At 60.8% G+C, this 21,420-nt stretch carries 16 protein-coding genes and 1 pseudogene; 14 read left to right on the forward strand and 3 right to left on the reverse strand.

Translation table 11 applies throughout. From position 1 onward, the window contains the following. Positions 1–405 precede the first annotated feature (405 nt). From BCA01S_RS23635 to BCA01S_RS23655, 5 genes are all read left to right on the forward strand, one after another. Positions 406–1,623 carry a diguanylate cyclase domain-containing protein gene (locus BCA01S_RS23635; RefSeq protein ID WP_027779043.1) on the forward strand — a complete coding sequence of 406 codons (1,218 nt, stop codon included), beginning with the start codon at positions 406–408 and terminating at the stop codon, positions 1,621–1,623. A 626-nt stretch (positions 1,624–2,249) separates the two neighbouring features. Then, positions 2,250–4,640, forward strand: coding sequence for an ATP-binding protein (locus tag BCA01S_RS23640; RefSeq protein ID WP_027779044.1), 2,391 nt, complete (start codon positions 2,250–2,252; stop codon positions 4,638–4,640). A gap of 43 nt (positions 4,641–4,683) precedes the next feature. Beyond that, entirely contained in the window at positions 4,684–5,418 is a 735-nt protein-coding gene (locus BCA01S_RS23645; protein WP_027779045.1) for a methyl-accepting chemotaxis protein, read from the forward strand. Next, the gene (locus BCA01S_RS23650) at positions 5,415–5,954 is read left to right on the forward strand and encodes a hypothetical protein (protein WP_027779046.1); all 540 of its coding nucleotides are present in this window, start codon (positions 5,415–5,417) and stop codon (positions 5,952–5,954) included. The genes BCA01S_RS23645 and BCA01S_RS23650 overlap by 4 nt, the downstream gene beginning before the upstream one ends. A 28-nt stretch (positions 5,955–5,982) precedes the next feature. Then, complete coding sequence (locus BCA01S_RS23655; RefSeq protein WP_020068625.1) at positions 5,983–6,348, forward strand: response regulator; 366 nt, start codon at positions 5,983–5,985, stop codon at positions 6,346–6,348. A gap of 662 nt (positions 6,349–7,010) precedes the next feature. Here BCA01S_RS23655 and BCA01S_RS23660 read toward each other — a convergent pair. Continuing rightward, entirely contained in the window at positions 7,011–7,769 is a 759-nt protein-coding gene (locus tag BCA01S_RS23660) for an SDR family oxidoreductase (protein WP_027779047.1), read from the reverse strand. Between the two features lie 85 nt (positions 7,770–7,854). Continuing rightward, complete coding sequence (locus tag BCA01S_RS23665; RefSeq protein WP_027779048.1) at positions 7,855–8,817, reverse strand: GlxA family transcriptional regulator; 963 nt, start codon at positions 8,815–8,817, stop codon at positions 7,855–7,857. 347 nt (positions 8,818–9,164) lie between these two features. Here BCA01S_RS23665 and BCA01S_RS23675 point away from each other — a divergent pair, with 347 nt between their 5' ends. The 9 genes and pseudogenes from BCA01S_RS23675 to BCA01S_RS39745 all read left to right on the forward strand — a co-directional run bounded on the left by BCA01S_RS23675 (position 9,165) and on the right by BCA01S_RS39745 (position 20,661). Next, entirely contained in the window at positions 9,165–10,103 is a 939-nt protein-coding gene (locus tag BCA01S_RS23675) for a LysR family transcriptional regulator (RefSeq protein WP_027779049.1), read from the forward strand. Between the two features lie 119 nt (positions 10,104–10,222). Beyond that, positions 10,223–11,416: a CaiB/BaiF CoA transferase family protein gene (locus BCA01S_RS23680; RefSeq protein ID WP_027779050.1), complete on the forward strand. Its 1,194-nt coding sequence runs from the start codon at positions 10,223–10,225 to the stop codon at positions 11,414–11,416. Continuing rightward, a complete protein-coding gene (locus tag BCA01S_RS23685; RefSeq protein WP_027779051.1) occupies positions 11,413–12,378 on the forward strand; it encodes a hydroxymethylglutaryl-CoA lyase in 966 nt (321 codons plus the stop codon). The genes BCA01S_RS23680 and BCA01S_RS23685 overlap by 4 nt, the downstream gene beginning before the upstream one ends. 59 nt (positions 12,379–12,437) lie before the next feature. After that, positions 12,438–13,769 (forward strand): MFS transporter, encoded by a 1,332-nt coding sequence (locus BCA01S_RS23690; RefSeq protein WP_027779052.1) that lies wholly within the window; start codon positions 12,438–12,440, stop codon positions 13,767–13,769. A 922-nt stretch (positions 13,770–14,691) separates the two neighbouring features. Continuing rightward, positions 14,692–16,469: pseudogene (locus tag BCA01S_RS37290) on the forward strand (type VI secretion system Vgr family protein); the annotation flags it as partial. After that, the gene (locus BCA01S_RS39130; RefSeq protein ID WP_341807749.1) at positions 16,464–17,144 is read left to right on the forward strand and encodes a DUF2345 domain-containing protein; all 681 of its coding nucleotides are present in this window, start codon (positions 16,464–16,466) and stop codon (positions 17,142–17,144) included. The pseudogene BCA01S_RS37290 and the gene BCA01S_RS39130, both read left to right, overlap by 6 nt. A gap of 21 nt (positions 17,145–17,165) precedes the next feature. Continuing rightward, positions 17,166–19,406, forward strand: a complete 2,241-nt coding sequence (locus BCA01S_RS36535; protein WP_084166909.1) for a M23 family metallopeptidase — start codon at positions 17,166–17,168, stop codon at positions 19,404–19,406. Beyond that, positions 19,403–20,068: a hypothetical protein gene (locus tag BCA01S_RS38070; protein ID WP_156955078.1), complete on the forward strand. Its 666-nt coding sequence runs from the start codon at positions 19,403–19,405 to the stop codon at positions 20,066–20,068. Before BCA01S_RS36535 ends, BCA01S_RS38070 begins: the two co-directional genes overlap by 4 nt. A gap of 290 nt (positions 20,069–20,358) precedes the next feature. Continuing rightward, positions 20,359–20,661: a PAAR domain-containing protein gene (locus tag BCA01S_RS39745; protein WP_482052042.1), complete on the forward strand. Its 303-nt coding sequence runs from the start codon at positions 20,359–20,361 to the stop codon at positions 20,659–20,661. A gap of 84 nt (positions 20,662–20,745) precedes the next feature. Here BCA01S_RS39745 and BCA01S_RS39140 read toward each other — a convergent pair whose 3' ends face one another. Then, positions 20,746–21,255 (reverse strand): hypothetical protein, encoded by a 510-nt coding sequence (locus tag BCA01S_RS39140; RefSeq protein WP_027779054.1) that lies wholly within the window; start codon positions 21,253–21,255, stop codon positions 20,746–20,748. Positions 21,256–21,420 lie beyond the last annotated feature (165 nt).

The raw sequence follows: 21,420 nt of genomic DNA on the forward strand, positions 1-21,420 counted from the left end.
TCTATGAAAAATAGGCAAGGTTGTCAGCGAAGTGAAGCGTTATTTGCAAGGTCTTGGTAAGCCTTGTCTTGATTAAATGCACCACACACGCACACCTCCGCGAAGCTGTACCGACGAGCGCTCCTCAGCGTTACCTGAGCGTCACACAGGTAGTACGGGAGATAATTCTTCAGTCGAAATTTTCGCCGTTTCCCAGTGATCACGTCGCCGCCTTTGCCGGCAAACGACAACTGCCGTGATGAGCGCAAGGCCGTGCGCATAGCGGGCAGTTCCTCTGTGTGACAAACGGCGAACATCGAACGACAAGCGGCCCCGGCGGTCTGCTTGCCCACCCTGACGAAAAGCCGCCACGGCTCTCCAGTATGATTGCAACCTTCTCGCCACCCTCACCGCCCTGGAGCTCTTGTGACCGCGCGTCTGTTTCGCTCCGCGAAAGCCGATCGTAACCGTTTCATCGTGCTGTACGTCAGCATGGCCATTGGCTTGCTGGTTGCCGCCGGCCTCTTCGTGTATGAAGCGAGGATCATCGTTGCCGACGGTTGGCGCGACGAAGAAGCGTTTGCGGTGCTCGGCGCAGCCAACCGCGTGCTGCACGATCTGGAGAACGCGGAGACCGGGCAGCGCGGCTATCTGCTGACGGGCGACGAAAGTTACCTCGTACCCTACCGCAAGGGCATTCGCGATCTTGACGACACCGTGCTGCGCCTGCAGCAGGTGGCGGGCAGCGACGAGAGATCTCTCGAACTCGTGCGCCGTGTCGAGCACGCGAAGACAGACAAGGTGACGGAACTTGCGCGCACCATCGAACTGGCTCGCAGCGGCAATCGCACCGCTGCCGTCGCACTCGTGCAGACGAACGAAGGCAAGCTCTACATGGACGGTCTGCGCCAGGACCTCAGTCTCTTGCTGAACGACTGGCGCGAAAGACGAAGGGTGGCGACAGAAGACGCTCACCAGCGCCTCATATTCGGAAGCGCTGCGCTGGTTGCTATCGCTGTACTGGTGTGCTGCCTGATGGGTTATACGGTATATATACAGCGCCGTGCGTTCGCGAGGGTGCATGCGTATTCCAATGCACTCAATCAGCAAGCGGCGCAGGACACTTTGACGGGACTGCCGAACCGGCGCCGGCTGCTTTCCACCATCGACGCACTTTCGAACGATGCGGCCGCCGCGAAGCGCGTCGCGCTGTTGTACCTCGACATAGACGGCTTCAAGAATGTCAATGACGCAATGGGCCACAGCGCCGGCGACGTACTGCTGCGTCGGCTCGCCGAATCGTTGCGCACGGCGACGCGACAAAACGACATGCTCGCTCGCGTTGGCGGCGACGAGTTCGTTCTACTGGCAACGGATTGCGGTGAGGACGCTAAGTTAAGGGAACTCGCCGACCGCCTGCTTTCAAGCGTTCGCGCTGTCGGCGACAGCGAGTATGGCGGTCGTTTTGCGATTGGCGTGAGCATCGGCATCGCCACTTTTCCGGACCGGGTTCAGACCATCGCGGGACTGCTCGACGTCGCGGACGCCGCCATGTATGTGGCCAAGCGCAGTGGCCGTTCCACCTACAGCTTCGGTTCCTCGCCGGGACCGGGGCTTTCCAATGTCGTCAAGCTGACGAGATGACGCGTCGTACGGCGGCATACGGTTTAAGCATACCGACGTCAAAGGTGAGCAATTCCAGGATGGTGAGGAATTCCAGGAGACGGCATCACCTTTGACCTTCTGCACCCAAAGGTGAGACGTTCCAGGAGACGGTGCAACGCGCGCAATGGTGAGTCGTCCCAGGATTTACGCCGCACCGTTGAGCGCTCCACGCGGCGTTGTCATCCGGCGCCACGCGCAAAGGTGAGGAGTTCCAGGAGGTTGGCGCAAAGGTGAGCGATTCCAGGAGGTACCTGACTATCAGACTCGTCTATATCCGAGAGGTGAGATAGGCGAACCGCTGTTCGCACCTTTAGCGATGTGGTGAGGATATTCGGGAGCGCCCCGGACTCGATCCCGCGTCCCGCCTTCCGCCTTCGGGTTTGATAAATGTCGACACGCGATTGCAACGGACGCCACCCAACGGCATAGCCGCCAAAAACTTGAGAAATAAAAATTGCGGCTCCGAATGCGAAGATAAGTCTGTAGTCATCGCTTAGTAACACGGGTCGGCAATACTCGGCAGCGCTGCAAGCAAGATCTCATGTCGCATAAAAACGCGCTGCTCCAAACGAGGGCAGACGCGAAGGCCAGAACCCGGGGTTCACATGACTATCCGTCATCGCATCACGCTATTGGTTGTTTTAATGTTCGTCGCGTTGTCGGCGATCGGCGGTTACGCCGTCTATCAAACGCGCGGCAGCGCAGCCGAAGTGCGCAAGGTTACCGAAGGCGTAGTGCCAAGCGCGCTTGCTTCCGCCGACCTCGTATCGCAGGTCAAGGACGTCCAGCTCGCTACCATGACCCTCGTCTATGCGCCCGACGGCGCCGTTGTCGCGCAGGCGCAGGATGAACTGAAGAGGAAAAGAATCGCGCTCCAACAGGCGCTCGCCTTGCAAGCGAAAGACGCCGCGAGCCACGCGCAAAAGGGTCTCGTTACGCAGGCCAGCGACAGTCTCGACAACTACTTCTCCGCGATTGCCGAGACGGCGAAAATGAAAGCCGATGGCAAGAATGAACTCGCGCAGGCCTATCTGTTTGCGAACGTCGCACAGTATCGGGACGAACTCGAGGGTATTGTCGAAACGCTGCGCGTTGAGAAGAACCGCGAGAAAGACGAAGCGATCACGACGTTGAATGCGACACTGTCGACCACGACGACGGCGATTGCTGTCGTGACCGGCATCGCTATTATCCTGCTGACTTCGATCGGCGCTTTGCTCTATCGTCAGATCACGTGGCCGCTCAGCCGCATGCAGGCCATGATGAGCGAGATCGCTTCCAGCCAGGACTTCACGCGTCGCGTGCCGGTGGGACGGCTTGACGAGATCGGCCATTCGATTGTCGCCTTCAACGGCATGATCGAGAAGATCCAGGAAAGCTCGGCACAGCTCAAACAGAAAACCGCCGACATCCAGGCGATGTTGCAGAACATGCAACAGGGCATTCTGACGGTGATCGACGGCGCCGTGATCCACGCGGAGTACTCGGCGTATCTGGAAGACATCTTCGAGACGAAGGACATTGCCGGGCGCGGACTCATGGACCTCGTATTCGCGGATACCGATCTGGGCGCCGACGCGTTGTCACAAGTCGACGCCGCCGCGCATGCGTGCCTTGGCGAAGACTGCATCAACTTCGCGTTCAATCAGCATTTGCTGGTCGGCGAAATTTCGAAGCGCATGCCCGATGGCCGCGTGAAAATACTCGACCTGAGCTGGTCCGCAATTACCGACGAAGACGACACCATTGTTCGCCTGATGCTTTGTGTGCGCGACGTGACCGAATTGCGCAAGCTCGCTGCGGAAGCCAGCGAACAGCGCCGGCGTCTCGACATGATCGGCGAAATTCTGGCGGTCAGCGAAGAGAAGTTCCATCACTTCATCGAGAGTTCGGCCGGTTTCATTAGCGAGAACGAGCGCATCATCCGCAAGCATTCGGAGGCCGACCACGCCGCGATTGCAGAGCTGTTCCGCAATATGCACACCATCAAGGGCAATGCGCGCACGTATAACCTGCAGCATCTGACCGACGTCGTTCACGAAACGGAGCAGAGCTATCACGAGTTGCGCCAGCCCGACGCGGATCGTCCGTGGGATCAGGAGCATCTGATGCGGGAGCTGACGCGTGTGCGCGAGGCTATCGAAAGTTACGCGACGATCAACGAGCAGAGCCTTGGCCGCAAGGGCAAGGCGCAGCGAAACGACGCGGGCAACGCGGGCCGCTATGTGATGGTCGACAAGGAAGAGATGCAGCGCATCGTGAATCTGCTCGACGGGACCAATGCAAGCGAACTGCACGAGCTTCAGGCGATGCAAAAGACACTGCGCGGCCATTTGCGCGCGCTCGGTAGCGAAAGCGTCCGCGATGCGTTGTCGGGCGTGCTGGGCTCGCTGCCGTCGCTCGCAAGCGAATTGGGCAAGCCTGCGCCGTCCGTGCATATCGCCGACAACGGCTACCGGCTTCGCGGCAAGCCGGCCGGCACGCTGAACAACGTCTTCATGCATTTGCTGCGCAACTCGATGGATCACGGCATTGAATCCGCCGAAGCCCGCGCCGCGAAAGGCAAGACGCCGGCTGGCGCGATCTCGATCGAGGTCGGCGTGGATGGTGGCGCATTGCAGATCACGCTCAGCGACGACGGTCGCGGCCTCGCGCTGGAACGCATTCGCGGCATTGCGATGGAGCGCGGCTGGATCGGTCCCGACGAAACGCCGGGCGACGAAGCGATCGCCGAGCTGATTTTCCGTCCGGGCTTTTCGACCGCGGACACCGTCACCGCAGTGTCGGGCCGCGGCGTCGGCATGGATGCCGTGCGCGATTTCCTGAAGCGCGAAAACGGCAGCATCGAACTGCGCTTCACCGACGATCACAAAGGCGCGGCGTTTCGCCAATTCCAGACGATCGTGTGTCTGCCGGACAGCGCCGCCGTCGACACGCTCGGCACCGGGTCGCGCAACGAAGACGGCGAAGTTCGCATCGACGCAGTGACGCGCTGAGCACTTTTGCGCCGCACGCCGCGGCGTCATTCAAGGAATGGTTGTGATTCAACAGTATCTATTGGCGGCACTGGCGGGCAGCGCCGCGACCGCGTTGCTCGGGGTGGCCGCGCATCGGCTGTACGTTACGCGGCTGACCGCAAAGTTGCGCGCGGACGCACAAGGCCAGATCAATTCGCTCAGAGCCGGGCACGTCGCGCTTGACGCAGCAGCACACGAGCGCGAGCGGGCAGAGCATGAGCTGCAAACGCAGACCGCCCAATTGCGCGCCGAATTAATGGAACGATCGGCAAGCGTCGACGAATTGCGCGCGACGCTCAAGAGCATGACCGAAGACAGGGAACAGTTAGCGCAGCAGGCGCGGCAACTTGCGAGCGAAGCCACGCGCCTTAAAAGCCTGGGGGCTGCGTTCGAGCGTTGGCACGAGCAAATGATCTCGCTGATGACGCAGAACCACGACATGCACGCGAAGAATCATGAGCTCTCGTCCATCGTGCGGCATGTGGTGATCGTGTCGCTGAACGCGTCGATCGAAGCGGCACGCGCGGGCCCGGCCGGTCGCGGCTTTGCGGTGGTGGCGAGCGAAGTGCGCTCGCTCGCCGCGCGTTCCGAGGAATTGTCGAAGAGCTATCGCGACAGCCTGCATCGCAACGACTTGACCACGACTTCCACGTTTCAGGACATTCAGGCCGGCGGCAAGATGATTGCGGCGTCGCTTGCCAGTGTGGAGTCGATGGCCGGTCAGTTTCATTCGAAGCTGGACGAGGTGTCCGCGTGATTACAACCCACGCCAAGGACACCTTCGAGCGCATATTTCGCAAGGCCGCGCAGGCGCGCCTGCCGCTGAGTCCGGAGGACCAGTGCGAGATCGTGCCGATCGCGCAAGCCGACGCGGGCGCGGCACATGGCACACAGGTGGTCGTACTGACCATTTCGTCGATCGTGTTCAGACTGCTGCTGATTCTTCATTTCGACGAAAACGACAGCACGCGTGCGTACTACCTGAAAGAAGCCGACGAGCGGCCGTTTCAGGACGCGTTTCTGGAAATCTGCAATCTGTGTTGCGGGGCGATCAATCAGGAACTGCTGCGCTACTTCCCGGACCTCGGCATGTCGACGCCGTACGTGCTGAGCGCGCATTGCCTGCCGCACCTACATGAGTTGAAGCCGGCGCTGCTGTCTTCGTATTCGGTGATGCTCGGCGGCACCGCGCGGCTTGGAGCGACCCTATGCGTTTGCGCGTATGCGCCTCTCGACTTTATTGCGGACACAAGCGCCATTGAAGAAACCAGCGGCGAGCTGGAGCTGTTTTGATCTCTGACGGATTAATGAAGGGAAAGATATGTCGAAAATTCTGGTAGTGGACGACTCAGGCACGGTGCGCGACGAAGTGGCCGGCTTTCTGAAGAAGAATGGTCTCGATGTGGACACCGCGGTGGACGGCAAAGACGGCCTCGCGAAACTGAAGGCTAGTCCAGGCATCAAGCTCGTGATCAGCGACGTCAACATGCCGAACATGGACGGTCTCACTATGGTCGAGAAGATTCGCGGCGAACTCGCGAACAAGACGGTCAACGTCATCATGCTGACAACGGAAAGCAGCCCGGCGATGAAAGAGCGCGGCAAGGCGGCGGGTGTCAAAGGCTGGATCGTGAAGCCGTTTAAAGGCGACGCGGTTCTCGAGACGTTTCGCAAGCTCGCGAGTTGATGCACGAGCCCGACGGCAAAGGTGAGGCTTTTCGGGAGCGAGTCGGCGGCGGGTCGAAACGCTCGGCTAGCTCCGCTTCTTGCTGAAAAAATGGCAAAAAATCGCTAGAAGTCCAGTCGACGCGGTAATGCAAGCAGGCTCTTCACCACGTGTAGCCCACGCAAAGGTGAGGGAATTCGGGAGTAGTTAGGACGTTGCATCGACCGTGAGCGGCCAGATTCAAACCGCCTCACCGTTGCTGTAGTCGCACGATTCGCTGCCGACGAGTCCTTCTCTATCGAATCGCGTACCCCGGCGTCTTACCTGGGTATCCAGATCGTTCGTGCATCCGAAAGGTGAGAGTTTTCGGGAATCATCTGTTCGCGACAACCGGTGCCCCGCCCAGTATGGCTTTGCAGCCTGTCCCTTACCGCGAAAGGTGAGCGTTTTCGGGAGTTCTGAAAACGCTGGCAGCTGCGAAGCATTGATCGCTTCTTGCTGAAGGTGAGCTTTTCCGGGAGCGCGGGCTTCGCCTCCAAATCGTCGGCAAGCAGCGAAGCAACGGGCAAAAATCCCCGAATAAAGAGCGTGGTTCGCGCGATGATCCCGCCGCGAAGCCACGGTAATCATCGCCACGTGCACGCAAAGGTGAGGTTTTTCGGGAGCTACGATGCTGCTACACCTCAGGCCGACTTCGCGATTTCGCGAATGTCGGCCACCGGCGTTTCACCGAATGCATCGCTTAGTGCGTAGTCGAGCAACTGAGCCGCGCATTGCTCGGGCGTGGAAAGTCGACCGCTGCGCTTGAGGTCCTCGAACTTCTCACGCATGGGGAACTGTTCGACGCCGGTTCCGCGAATCTCTGCCTGCATGTTCGTATCGATCACACCTGGTGCAAGACTGCAGATGCGCAACGCGCGGTTCGCGTCGAGCGAGACAGCGCGCGCATGGTGATCAAGCGCCGCCTTCGTCGCGCAGTAAATGCTCCAGCCGGCGTAAGCGTTGCGCGCCGCGCCGCTCGAAATATGCACGATACGCCGGTCGCTCGCGTGCGGGCTTGCGGCGGCGATTGCGCTCGCGAGCATCAACGGCGTTGCCACGTTGAGGCTGACGGCCGTCGCGATGTCCACCACGTCTTGCCCTTCGATCGGACCGATTGGCTGCACCATGCCCGCGTTGTTGATCAGCAGGACAGTGTCTGCGCCGCTGACGAATGCGCGCAAAGCATCAGTCGCCAGCCATTCAGCAACGCGTGCCGTATCGGCGAGTGCGAGTTCGGCTTCTTCTAGCAGCGTGGGAAAGCGCTGTTTGAGCGATGCATGACGCGAGCGCGATAGACCGAGCACCGCGATATCGCGTGCAAGCAGTTGTTCAGCGAGCGCCGCGCCAAGGCCGCGCGTGTGTCCGGTGACGATCGCGCGAATCGGAGAAGAGGGGGTCATGTCGTTCCTTGAGCGTTGGCTTGAGCAGAGCGTTATCTTCTCACGCATGTTTTGCGCGCGCAGCGGCGCCGCTCATGGACGATATTCAGGTTGCTCGAAAGCGCTCACGATATTGCATCGGCGTTGCGCCGATTCTTTTCATGAAGACGATCCGCATGCGGTCGGCCGTGCCGAAACCGCAATCGTAGGCGATCGTCTTGAGCGCAGCGCCGCTGCTTTCCAGCAGCTTGCGCGCTGCATCCACACGCGCGCGCTCGACGAACTCATGCGGCGTCACGCCCGTTTCCTGCACGAACACGCGCGCGAAATTGCGGGCGCTCATTCCCGCGACGTCGGCGAGTTCTTTGACCGTAAAGCTTTCGTGGATGCGCTCCATGACATGCGCCTGGACTTTTGCGACCGGCGATGTTTCGTCGGCGGGTGCCGTGAGGTACGGGCTGAATTGCGACTGACCGCCTTGCCGCTGCGCGAATACGACAAGCCGCTTCGCCACTGCGAGCGCAATGTGCGAACCATGGTCTTCGGCGACGAGTGCGAGCGACAGATCGATGCCCGCAGTCACGCCCGCCGATGTCACCAGCTGGCCATCGCGCAAATAAATGCGGTCGTAATCGACGCGCGCTTTGGGAAACTGCGCAGCGAGTTGGGCCGCGTGTTGCCAATGTGTCGTGACATTGCGTGCATCGAGCAGGCCCGCATGTCCAAGCGCGAAAGCGCCGGTGCAAATGGAACCATAACGCGCGCATCGAGGCGCGACGTCGGTCAACCAGTCGAGCAACGGTGCAGCGGGCGGCTCGCCGTCGGGCAGTGCAGGGCCGCCCGCGACCAACGCGAGATCGAACGGCTCGCGAGCGTGATCGAACGTGGCGTCGGCGATTAGCGTCATGCCGTTCGACGCGCGCAGCGGAGCTTGGTTCGCGCTGAGCAGTGTGACCTCGTAGCGCTCCTGTGGCGTGACGAAGCGGTTCGCTTCTGAGAACACATCGACAGGCCCGGCGACGTCGAGCGCCTGCACGCCGGGGAAAATCGCTATCGCGACGGTGGGCATCGAATGATTCCTTTGACGATGGGCGAACTGCGAGAGCCTTGGCAGCCGACGCCGTGCGGTTGGCAGCGTTCGACCGGTCGTGGCGCTTATCGCGACAAGCGCTTTGGTGAATAATGAGGCCGATGGAACGACCATGGCGCCCCGCGAAGTGCCCGGCGATCCAGCATACCAAACGCGCTTTAGCACTGCACGGCAAGCGGCTCTGTTGATTCGCACAATCACAGACTCGACTCATGGCCATGAGTGCCCGCTTTGCCGCTGGGCGATCTCAACACGACAACCCAGAGCTCGGGCTGCGCGGCTGCATATGGGATGATTAGCACTGACCGAACTGCCGGCGCCGCGCCATGGTGATCAAGAACCTTCTTCGCAAGCTCGACCTCACGACCCTTCAACTGTTCCTTGCCGTCTACGAGGAAGGCACGCTGACGCGCGCCGCGGAGCGTGAGGCTATTGCCGTTTCGGCGGCGAGCAAGCGCCTGCTCGAATTGGAGCAGGCGGTCGGCGCCACGCTGTTCCAGCGCAACGCGCGCGGCATGACGCTCACGCCGGCCGGCGAAACGCTGTTGCATCACGCACGGCGCGTGATGCGCGACATCGAAAACATCGGCATTGAGCTCGCGGGCCACGCGAGCGGCGTGCGTGGTTACGTGCGAATGATGGCGAATCTGTCGGCGATCGTCGAATTCTTGCCGGAAGATTTACGCGCGTTCCAGCTGGAGCACGAGCGTGTGAAGCTCGATCTGGAAGAGCGGCCGAGCGGTGGTGTGGTCGAAGCAGTGGACGACAGCCTGGCCGATCTCGGCATCTGTTCAGGCGACGCCGACACGCGCGACTTGCACGTCGAGCACTATCGGCACGATTCGCTCGTGCTAGTGATGCGCGACGATCATCCGTTGGCTACGCGCAAAAGCGTCGCGTTCGCCGAAACGCTCGACGGAGATCACGTCGGCCTGCACGCCGCGAGTTCCATCAACGCGCGCACGCATATGGCCGCGCGCCAGGCCGGCAAGCCATTGCGGCTGCGAATCCATGTGCCGGGTTTCGACGCGGTTTGCCGGATGGTACAGGCAGGTATGGGCGTCGGCGTATTGCCGCAAAAGGTTTATCAACTCATGGGCCGCCCGCTTGGACTGGTCGGCGCGCCACTCGAAGACGAGTGGTCGGAACGCAGCCTCGTGCTGGTCGTGCGCGACGTCGACGCGTTGTCCCCGGTGAGCCGTCTGCTGTTCGATCATCTGCGTTCGGTCGAAGCGTCGGACGTTCGGCAAGCTCCGGCGGCATGAATCCGCGCCGCAGGTGAGCGTTCGCCGTTCGCGAACGGTCGTTGGCGAATTGCGGTTGGACGCCGCCGCGGCATGCCTGCAAGCTGTCTCCCAACAGAAAACTGCTTTGGAGACAGCACATGAGTGGACCCCTTCAGGGTATCCGCGTCGTCGAGATCGGAACTCTCATTGCCGCGCCGTTCGCCGCGCGCCTCATGGCCGAGTTCGGCGCCGACGTGGTCAAGATCGAAGCGCCTGAAACGGGCGATCCGCTTCGCAAATGGCGCAAGCTGCACGAGGGCACCTCGCTCTGGTGGTATCTGCAGTCGCGCAACAAAAAATCGGTTTGCGTGAATCTCAAATCGGCAGATGGTGTCGAGATCGTGAAGCGGCTTGCGGCCGAGGCCGATGTCGTCATCGAAAACCTGCGTCCGGGCGCGCTCGAAAAGCTCGGCATCGGCTGGGACGTGCTGCACGCGATCAACCCGAAGCTGACGATGGTCCGTATCTCCGGTTATGGACAGTCGGGTCCGTATCGCGACAGGCCGGGCTTTGGCGCAATCGGCGAAGCGATGGGCGGCATCCGCTACACCACGGGCGAAGTGGACGGCGCGCCGGCGCGCGTCGGCGTGAGTCTCGGCGATTCGCTCGCGTCGCTGCACGGCGTGATCGGCGCGTTGATGTCACTGCTGCGCGTGAAGACAGGGCAGGGCGACGGGCAAGTGGTCGACGTGTCGCTCGTCGAAAGCGTTTTCAATCTGATGGAAAGTCTGGTCCCGGAATACGATCTGCTCGGCCACGTTCGCGAGCGGAGCGGCGGCGCCTTGCCCGGCATTGCGCCGTCCAACACGTATCCCACCGAAGACAACGGTTACGTAGTGATTGCAGGCAACAGCGATCCGATTTTCCGGCGACTCATGCAGGCGATCGGCCGCGCCGATCTCGCCGACGATCCGGCATTGGCTCACAACGACGGCCGCGCCAGGCATTGCGCGATGCTGGACGAGGCCATCGCCGCATGGACCTCGCACCATTCCACCAACGACGTGCTGGCCGCGCTGGAGCGCGCCGAAGTGCCTGCGGGACGCATCTATTCAGTCGCGGACATCGTGTCCGATCCACACTACCAGGCGCGCGACATGTTGTTGCAGGCGCAACTGCCTGGCGGTGCATCGGTGAAGATGCCGGGCATCGTGCCAAAGCTGTCGGATACGCCAGGCGAAGTGCGCTGGCAAGGTCCCACGCTTGGCGAACATACCGGCAGCGTGCTAAGCGAACTCGGATTTGCAACCGAAGAAATCGAGCGGCTACGCCGCGAAGGAGCCGTGCAATGAGCCGCGCATCGAACAGTGTGTTGGACACCGAACCTGCCGACAAGCTGATCGTGCAGGAAGTCGCACCGCGCGACGGCTTGCAGATCGAACCCACATGGGTCGATACCGCCGACAAGATCGCGTTGATCAACGCGCTCTCGACGGCGGGCTTCACGCGGATCGAGGCCGGTTCGTTCGTATCGCCGAAAGCGATCCCGGCGTTGCGTGATGGCGAGGCGGTGTTCCAGCAGATCGAGCGCCATGCGGGCGTGATCTATGTGGCGCTGGTGCCCAACCTCAAGGGCGCCGAGCGCGCGCTGGCTGCGAAGGCGGATGAACTGAACCTCGTGATGTCGGCAAGTCAGACGCACAACCGCGCGAATATGCGCATGAGCTGCGAATCGTCGCTGACGGCGTTTGGCGACATCGTGCGTCACGTGAAGGGCGCGGGCGTGCTGTTGAACGCATCGGTCGCGACCGCGTTCGGCTGTCCGTTCGAAGACACGATCGACGAGGACCGTGTGGTCGGCATTGTCGATACGTATCGCGAGATGGGCATTGAGGGGATCACGCTCGCGGATACGACCGGCATGGCGAATCCGCGCCAGGTGGCGCGGCTCGTGACGCGGGTGCTTGAACGCGTGACACCTTCCGCGCTCACGCTTCACTTCCACAATACGCGCGGACTTGGGCTCGCCAACGTGCTGGCTGCGTATGAAGCCGGCGCACGCCGTTTCGACGCCGCGTTGGGCGGCCTTGGCGGTTGTCCGTTCGCGCCGGGTGCATCCGGCAACATCTGTACGGAAGACCTCGTCAATCTGTGCGATGAGATGGGCATTCCGACCGGCATCGATCTGGAGAAGCTGCTCGCGTTGTCGCGGGCGCTGCCGGATCTGCTCGGGCATGACGTTCCCGGGCAGGTGGCGAAGGCCGGACGCAACAGCGACCTGCATCCCGTGCCGGACTATGTGCTGCAAATCTAACTTTCCTTGATCCACTAAACGACCGGACGGCAGCGCCGAATCCGGCATTGGAGACGAACATGAGTGACCTCGGCGCAATCGCAACAGGCGGCCGCGAGCAAAGCGCGGACGGCGCGGCGGCCATCATCCGCAAAGTGGCATGGCGGCTGATGCCGCTCATCATGATCTGCTATCTGTTTGCGTTTTTCGACCGCATCAACATCAGCTTCGCGAAGTTTCAGTTGCAAAGCGATCTCGGGTTATCCGACACCGCGTATGGTCTTGGCGCGAGCCTGTTCGTGATCGGCTACGTATTGTTCGAAGTGCCAAGCAATCTGTTTCTGTACAAAGTTGGTGCGCGGCGCTGGATTGCACGGATCATGATTTCGTGGGGCCTCGCCACAGCGGCGATGGTTTTCGTCAATACCGAATGGCAGTTTTACGGACTGCGTTTTCTGATCGGGGCAATGGAAGCGGGCTTCGCTCCCGGCGTGCTGTATTACCTCACGCTGTGGTTTCCGCCGAGCTATCGCGGACGCATCACGTCGATGCTGTTTCTCGCGTCGGCGTTTTCGGGACTGGTCGGGGCGCCGCTGGCGGGCCTGGTTATCGGGCATATGAACGGCGTGCTCGGTATGCCCGGATGGCACTGGCTGTTCCTGCTCGGTGGCCTACCGTGCGTGCTGCTCGGTTATCTCGTGCTAAAGCTGTTGAAGGACCGCATTGAGGACGCGAGCTGGCTGTCTCCCGCCGAGAAGTCGTATCTGTCTGAGCAGATCGCGCAGCAAAGCCGTCATCCCGACACCGGGCATTCGCTGCTCGGCGCGATCAGGACGCCAGGCTTTCTCACGCTGGGTCTCGTGTACTTTCTGATTCAGGTTGCGTCGTATGGATTGAATTTCTGGACGCCGCATCTGATCCGCGTGGCCGGCACGCACAATCCGACGCTGATCGGTTTGCTCACGGCGGTGCCCTATGTATGCGGCGCGATCTGCATGGTGGTGGTGGGGCGCCTATCCGATGCAAGCGGCGAGCGGCGCAAGTTCGTTTTCGGGCTGCTCGTGATGTCGGCAATCGGCTTCTTTGCCGCGGGTTTCTTCGATAAACAGACCGGCTTCCTGATCGTCGCGTTGGCCGTAATGGGCGCAGGCGTGGTGGCATCCATCCCGGCATTCTGGGCATTGCCGCCTAAACTGGTGACTGGGGCGGGCGCGGCTGGCGGCATCGCGTTGATCAATACGCTGGGTCAGCTCGGGGGGATCGTGAGTCCGATCATGGTTGGACGCGTGCGGGATCTGACCGGCAGCACGACGCCTGCGTTGTATGTGATCGGCACGATGAGTGTGATTTGCGCGTTGATCGTGCTGCGCGGGTTGCCGGAGTCGCTGCGGCGCAAGGATGGAGTACGGTGAGGGGCTGTTTCCCAGCGATGCCGTCTCCGGCTGACTGTTGCGGAGACGGCGCGGGATTGCAGTGTGCCATCAAGTACTTGGTGTGGGTTTGCTGAGGTTGTCCACAGGGTTTTGAACAAAAACTGGGGATAAGTTTTCGCTTTGGCTGGCACAGCGCGATTGAGCGTAAAACGTCTCCGTCGTAGTTCCACGTGCAGACCCAACGCCGTTGATTGAAGTTGCGACACGCTCTGATCGGTTGAACTGGTGGTAGGTCGCACCCGCAGTTCGCTGAAGCTTGCCGTCCCACTTAGCGTCGAACCTGCGCACCCGTTGGATCGTTGGTCGGTTGCGTCCCATGGTGCGACCCACTGGCAGCAGCGGCGCGATGATGGGCGCTATGTGACGTTCCCGGCTTTTTCCAGATAGTTACTAATGCCCGCCTCGTGCGGGCGTTTTTTCGTGCCTTTCCCTATCTTGCGGACGATCTGGTTCTGTCCAGCGTCAGTCAATCCATTAGGTGGCTATGCGTTAAACCTATCCCGATTTTGTTTTACAAAACTGCGACAGTTTCCATCTGTACGCCGGTCGGGATCGATTTGATAATGCAGAGGCCCGAGCCCTCAATGGAAAAGGGGTGCCTCGTGGAGACATTTAGTAGGATTCCAAAATGTCCGGACAGCCAGCGGCATATGAAACATAACTTTTAGAGGGGGCTAACAATGTCGTGGCTTTTCCAGCCGCGTACGTCGGACACGACCGGCGATGCGCAGACGCAATCGGCGGGCAAGCCGCTTCCCACGGTTCCCCGACCCGCTGAAGCGAGGCAAGCATGACCCGGTGGACGACGCAAACGCGCACCCTCACGTTCAGCGGTGCCGCGCTTCCCGAAATCGTCGGCGTCGATTACCGCAGCCGGCAACGCATCGAAACCCGTGAGCCGATGCTGACGGTCCGCAGTCTCCGAGGACGCGAGGCGGTGGGCGAGCTGTTCGAATACATCGTAGAAACCGAGGTCGAAAACCCGGACTTCCTGCAGGACCCGGCGAGTGCCGCGCAGCTCGACCTGGCGAAGATCGTCGGCACATCGGGCACCGTCGCGATCCAGGTTGCGGGCATCGGCACTTTCCGCGCCGGCGCGACAGGCGATACCGGGCGCGTGAACGTCGGTGCCGATACCCGCCATATCAATGGCGAAATCGTTTCAGCGCGCATCCGGTGCGTTCAGGACCGCGCGGCAGTTTTCGAATTCGTGCTGCGCCCGTTCGTGTGGCGCGCGACGCTGAACTGCGATTCGCGCATCTTCCACGGTACCGTCATCGAGGTGCTTGAACAGGTGCTGCAGCCCTATGAGGGCACCGTCGAGTGGCGCATTGGCGGAATGTGGCCCGGCAGGGGCAAGGCTTATCCGGCGCGCGACATGATCCGGCAGGCGTGGGAATCGGACTGGCAATTTGTCTCCCGTTTAATGGAGGAGTTCGGACTTTTCTACTGGTGGGAACACCGGAACAACTTTCATTCGCTCGTCATCTCCGACCTGCTGGGTGGTTTCCGTCCACATGGACTGGCCTATGAAACGCTTCGCTATCACACCGAAGCCGCATAGACGAGGAACACATCAGTGAACTGTCGATCGCCTACACGCTGACACCAGGTAAGGCGACGGTCAACGACCATAACTACGCACAGCCGCGGCTGGCAAAAAGCCTTGTGCCTAACCGCGAGTCCTACGAGGACGCGCGCGGTACGGCGAGCCAGCGCATCGAGCTGTACGAGCCCGCTGACTTTGCTCAGCCCGAGGCGCGGCGCACGTCTGCCCATCCGAACGACGAGCAGATCGAAGGCCAGTACCTTGCGCGGGTCAAGCTCGAAGCGCGGCGATGCCAGGGTTTGCGCGCAACCGGCACGGGGCACCTCCTGGCCCTTCAGCCGGGCCGCACGTTCACGCTTGCGGGCTATCCGCAGGAGCGCGCGAACTGCGAATACATCGTTCTGCGCTGTGATCTGGACATCACTGAGGTCGGCACGTCATCGGGCGCATGGCGTCAATACACCGTCAACACGGAGTTCGAACTGCAACCGGCGAGCGAGTATTTCCGGTTGCCGCAGCTCACGCCCCGGCCGCGCATCGACGGTTATGAATATGCGGTGGTGGTCGCGCCGCAGGACAAGGAAATGTTCATCGACCACCGGAACCGCCTGCGCATCCAGTTCGACTGGGACCGGCGGGCGAATCTCGATGGCGCAAGCTCGATCTGGGTGCGCGTCATGACGCAATGGCAGGGCGGCGAGCTGGGCGTCGTCGCCCCCGGCCGCGCCGGTCAGATGGTGCTGGTCGCGCATGTGCATGGCGACCCCGACCGGCCTGTAGTCGCGGGATTCGTAGTGGACAGATTCAACATGCCGCCGTGGGAGCTGCCGGCCAATGCGGCACTGAGCGGCATCCGCAGTAAAAGCCTCGAGTATGGTCTGCGCTCCAACCACCTCGCGCTGGACGATACGCCCGGCAGGATGCAGGCGCAGCTTGCGAGCGACCAGGCGAATTCGCGGTTTGTGGCGGGGTTCAACACGCGCATCGACGGCACAAAGGGGCGCACCGAGGCGCGCGGTGAGGGAATCGAGATCGCCACCGATGCGCATGCGGTGATGCGCGCTAACAGAGGCATGTTGCTGACGACGGAAGCGCGCGCGGGTGCGAGCGCGCCGGTGAAGGACATGGGCGAGACGGTGGCGCGGCTCACGCAGGCGCGACAGCTGCACGAGGACCTGTCACGGGTCGCGACCCAGCACAATGCGCAGACCCTGGAGGCGGGTCAAGGCGATGCCACCAGCACGATCAGGACGCAGAACGATGCGATCCGGGGCGGGCAGAAGACGGCGGACAACCCGTCGCCCGAAATGACGCGGCCCGACGTCGTGATTGCGAGTGCGGCGAGTATTGCGACGACCGCGGCCGACAGCACGCACATGGCGAGTGCGAACGATCACGCGATCACAGTGGGACGCGATTACAGCCTGTCCGCGGGGCGCTCGTATCACGTGTCGGTACGCGGGTCGGTGTCGCTGTTCGCCTACCAGGACGGCATGAAGTTCTACGCCGCCAAAGGTGCGGTGCAGTTGCAGGCGCAGAGCGGCGGGATGGCGTTGGCAGCGCTCAGGGACATCACGATCAGCAGCACCGACGGCAGGATCGTCATTAATGCCGCAAAGGAAGTCTGGATTGGCGCGGGCGGCTCGTACATCCAGATCAACGGCAGCGGGATCGTCAACGGGTCGCCGGGGGCGATTCTGGAGAGGGGCGCGTCGTGGGACGTACCGGGGCCGGACGCCCAGCTGAGGAATTTTCCGCCTTTCGGTTCGGGCACGCCTACCGATGACTACCTCCATTCGCTGTGATCTTCCCCTCCTGACAGACTCATGATTACCAGCCCTCCCTTTCTTTCAGCCGCCCATCCGCAGCAGAACGATGCAATGCCCACAGCGGATGCGGGCAACACGGTCGTGCCCGATGGTGACGTATGCACGGCCAGCATGCTGGAATGCGCACCAGGCAATGGCGCCTATCCGATCAGCTTCAACCTCGGCTGGCATGGTGGCGCACACCTGAGAGCACCAACAGAAGGCGGCGATGCACTTCCTGTGCGAGCCATCGCGGACGGCAAGATCGTGTATGTGCGCAAGACCGACACGACCCACAAGCCGACGCTCCAGTACCGCAACGTGCGCACAGACGACGGCTGCGTGGTGATCCGCCACGACACCGAGATCGGTGAAGGCCAGAAGGCGAAAATCACCTATTACTCCGTGTACCTGCACCTGCAGCAGGTAATGCCGACGCTCGCTGTCGGCAACCGGATCTACCGCAAGGACGTAGTCGGCACACCCGGCCAGATATTCGGACAGTACCCGCAGATTCACTTCGAGATCATCTGCAGCGAGGCGAACCTGAAAAACATGATCGGCCGTGCGCCGGCGCCGCTGGGCAACACTCCGGCGCGCAGTGATGCGGTGTACGGCGACATGTGGTTCTTCGTTCCTCGCGGCGCGAAACTCTTTGCCAGTGAGCCGCACCCGTTCCGTGATGATGACAGCGCGCCACCTGTCGCGACATTGCAGCCGCAATCGGCTCTTGTAGCGGCCGGGACCAGTTGCGACCTTGTCATCCGCATGCACTATGAGAAGGACTGCACGCTGACAACCTACCGGCAGAATGCGGACCTGAGCTGGTCTGTCTACGGTGCAATGCCTGCGGAAAGGGACGCCGAATATAATTTGTACAAACGGGCCACAGCCCTGAACGGCCGCTATACCGACAGCAGTCTCGCGAGCTTGGCAGCGGGTATGCCAGTGCCATCGCCGAGTGCCATCTTCGAGATGATCCGTTTCGGGCGCTGCATCAACGACCAACTCCCCGCCGGCGCGCGCTTCAATCATTGGCGGAAAGTGAAGACACCGGACGGTGACGGCTGGATCAACCTGTCGAACGCGGGCGTGCGGGTCTATAGCGATGCTGATTTCCCTGAGTGGGCGGGGTGGACTTTCATTAACGATGACCCCACGCCCGACAGCCTGTGCGATTCGCCTACGGTCAAACGCTGGCTGGACGTCAATCATGCGGGGCACGTGAGCCATGCCGATGCCGTGACTGCGCTGGGCACGGATGCGATCCGGCAGCGCATGGCGCGTGCGATTTGCAAGTTTCCATCGGAGTGGAGTCGCGACGGACTGGGGGCGCGATACAACTGGCTCACGAGTCCACATGAGGCATTGACCAATCCGTTAGCGGACGAGGCTTTTACGAAGCTGATCGATCATGCGCGCGATCTCGCGTTCTGGGAGGATGTCAGTGATCCGGATTTCCCGCCTGCCAATGAGGTCTGGCATTTGCCGCCTACGGCGTTTATCCGGCATTTCAGAGCTTGCGGTTGGCTGAGCGCAGCCGAATTCCGCCGACTTTATCCAGCCGCCAACGCTTCCGCAATTGACAGATATCTCGTCGGAATCAACAGGACCCTTAACAAGTATCGTATTAACGGCGCACTTCGCCAGGCACATTTTCTTGGGCAATCATCGGTCGAGTCTGCCCAGCTCCACTATATGAACGAGTTATATAACGGCGATCCGTTCGCCTATTTCAGACGGTATGAACGCGCAAAGAATTACGCTGGCTGGCTGGGCAACGTCGAATGGAACGACGGCGGGAAATTTAGAGGTCGAGGATTTAAACAGCTTACAGGGAGAGCCAATTATGGAGCATATTTCCAATATCGGGGATGGCTCGGTGGGCAAAGCGTCGCGCAAACGTGGTGGCATGATGCCCGATGGTGGGGATTTACCCCGCCATACTCCTCCGGCCTACACGCAAACTTGCTACCGGTTCAAAACGCGAATTTGGTTGCTCAGCTTACTGCGTCCCTGAAACCGCCGGTTATCGCGAATCCAGAGCTTGTAGCCGACGATCCGATTACTTCGATCGACACGGCCGGTTTTTTCTGGGCAAAGAACAGACTTTTACCTATTGCTGATAGCGACAATGTGATCGAGATGACGAATAAAGTGCGTGGGGACCATGCAAGTTCGCCCGCCGAGTTTCCAGCAGAAGCTCACTTCGATCAGCGTCGCTCAGAAACATCAAGAATCAAGGGGATACTGACTTGAAAAAAATATGGATTGGAATTTTACTCGTCTGTGCGCCTTTGCTGCAGGCTTTTGCGCAGGACATTCCTGGAAGCTCCACAACAGTTGCAATTCAGAGCGCGAAGTTCATTTTTTCCTGTAGCGGGAGCCTTGGCACCCAATTCATTACAGTATCTTTTGCTGATGGGCATCTAGGCGATCTGCGTCAAGTCGCCTCACAGCGACTAGACGAGACAGATGATTGCGCACAAGTAACGTGGACGGTTCAACCGGAAAAATCAGATGCTCAACTGATCATGGCTAACCCTGGAAGGCTAGGACTCGATGCACAAATGCTGGTTTTTTACGCGGACCGAGACGGCGTCGAATTTTCTGGGAATTTACCCGTAGCGGCCGATCCCTTTGGTACAGGTCAGTTTCGGGCGATAGGCGCCGATGCCTATGGGAACTGGGAGCGACTCTATGCTTTCAAGGATCGCAAGCTATATGTTGAGCAAGAATTAATCTTGATGCGATCGGGAAGTGTGTGTTTAGAGCGTAGCGGAACCGTAAAACTGAATCTTCCATGTGCCGGACAGACGACCAACGCCACGTCCCTAAAAAATGTCTGTGTCAGGGCGCGTAATGGCAAAGTAGAAATAATGCCGTTGCGTGCTTGCACGTCGCTAAAAATGCGGCAGTGACGCCAGAGCCATTCGTCAATGGTTACTGAGTACCGCGTTAGGGTGATCCGTGTACCGCCGTTGCCGGTGATGAGAGCGTTTTATGGTCGCGGTCTGATGCGGCCCACCTGGCCGTCACTGTACGACGATTATGGAAAAATTAAGAGTTTTTCCAATAATAATTCACGACACTATTCGGACTCGCGAATTTCGGCAACAACAGCGCGGGCTTTTCTGTGTTTGGGAACACTTTATGAGAAAAGCTAACTTGCTGCGAATTGCGGATGAAGGGATCACTACTGAGACAATCAATGATCGGCCTTATCCGCCTCAATGACGCCACGGACCACCGCGGCGAAGTCGTCACTGTTTCCGACACGATGCACTATGGCGGACGCCGTGTCGCCCGCGATGGCGATCTTTGTAGAATGTCCGCTGCATCCGGTGAAGCCCGCAGTCGCGAACACAGCAGTGTCCTCGCATCCAATTCACGACGTCGACACCCCGCGCACCATCATCACAACAGCCTCCCGAGCAGATCCCGCCAACACCCCTCCCGCCTCAGGGCCTCCCAGCCTGATAGCACGACTGCGCGCCGCTCGTCTGATAGATAAGCCGATAGCCGCTCGTGGCCGTCGCACCCGCTTGCCTGGAGGCCAGCGTCAGCCAGCCTTTCCTGGTCTGCGGCAATGGCTCGATCACATAGGCGGCGAGGTGCGGATCGGTTGTGGCCGCATCGGCCCGACAATGCGCCGCACATGCGACAGGCGCTCCGCATACCAGCCGAGAAACGGACGATATGCGGGACCGGCGTAGTGACTGTCGATGATCATCCACGGATCGTGTCCGGGCTGTCCCAGGTTCGCGGCGGTGTCGGTCGGGCCCAGCAGCGCCAGGAAGTCGCCGCCAAGCCGCGAATCCGGCTGGCCCATCCGGCTCAGGTCGTACTTCGCGCGGTCGGCACCGGCCTGCAGATCGCTGAAGCGCGTACCCGTCCACGTGATGACGTGCGCGAGCTTGTAGTCGGCGGCGAACGTGCCGCTGCCTACCGTGTCTTTTTGCGCCACATCGAGCAGATCGCCGGGCAGCAGGCATTGCTCCATCGACAACTGATCGGTCGCGAGTCCCGCGAAGTTGTAGACCCACGACGTGAAGTTGGAGCAGTCCGCGCCGTTCCACATCAGCGCCGAACCGATGGCGGGCGGCATTTGCGCCGTGGAGGTCTGGACACTCTGCGAACCGTCCGCGCCGCGCCGCGCCGCGCCGCGCGGTGCAGGTCATTTTCGGGGAATGCGGATCGGCCGCGCCGCCGCTGGTGCTGCCCGCCGACGAATCGCGATGTTCGATGCTTGCGGTGTTTTCCCGCGGCGTCC

The sequence above is a fragment of the Paraburkholderia caledonica NBRC 102488 genome (assembly GCF_000685095.1).
In the GTDB taxonomy this organism is placed as follows: domain Bacteria; phylum Pseudomonadota; class Gammaproteobacteria; order Burkholderiales; family Burkholderiaceae; genus Paraburkholderia; species Paraburkholderia caledonica.

Excerpts from the sequence above, each read along its gene's own strand:
- BCA01S_RS39745 (WP_482052042.1), top strand. The coding sequence starts at position 20,359 with ATGATCGGCCTTATCCGCCTCAATGACGCCACGGACCACCGCGGCGAA.
- BCA01S_RS23690 (WP_027779052.1), top strand. The coding sequence starts at position 12,438 with ATGAGTGACCTCGGCGCAATCGCAACAGGCGGCCGCGAGCAAAGCGCG.
- BCA01S_RS36535 (WP_084166909.1), top strand. The coding sequence starts at position 17,166 with ATGATTACCAGCCCTCCCTTTCTTTCAGCCGCCCATCCGCAGCAGAAC.
- BCA01S_RS23660 (WP_027779047.1), bottom strand. The coding sequence starts at position 7,769 with ATGACCCCCTCTTCTCCGATTCGCGCGATCGTCACCGGACACACGCGC.
- BCA01S_RS23640 (WP_027779044.1), top strand. The coding sequence starts at position 2,250 with ATGACTATCCGTCATCGCATCACGCTATTGGTTGTTTTAATGTTCGTC.
- BCA01S_RS23675 (WP_027779049.1), top strand. The coding sequence starts at position 9,165 with ATGGTGATCAAGAACCTTCTTCGCAAGCTCGACCTCACGACCCTTCAA.
- BCA01S_RS39140 (WP_027779054.1), bottom strand. The coding sequence starts at position 21,255 with ATGCCGCCCGCCATCGGTTCGGCGCTGATGTGGAACGGCGCGGACTGC.
- BCA01S_RS23680 (WP_027779050.1), top strand. The coding sequence starts at position 10,223 with ATGAGTGGACCCCTTCAGGGTATCCGCGTCGTCGAGATCGGAACTCTC.
- BCA01S_RS39130 (WP_341807749.1), top strand. The coding sequence starts at position 16,464 with ATGGGCGAGACGGTGGCGCGGCTCACGCAGGCGCGACAGCTGCACGAG.
- BCA01S_RS23665 (WP_027779048.1), bottom strand. The coding sequence starts at position 8,817 with ATGCCCACCGTCGCGATAGCGATTTTCCCCGGCGTGCAGGCGCTCGAC.
- BCA01S_RS23655 (WP_020068625.1), top strand. The coding sequence starts at position 5,983 with ATGTCGAAAATTCTGGTAGTGGACGACTCAGGCACGGTGCGCGACGAA.
- BCA01S_RS23685 (WP_027779051.1), top strand. The coding sequence starts at position 11,413 with ATGAGCCGCGCATCGAACAGTGTGTTGGACACCGAACCTGCCGACAAG.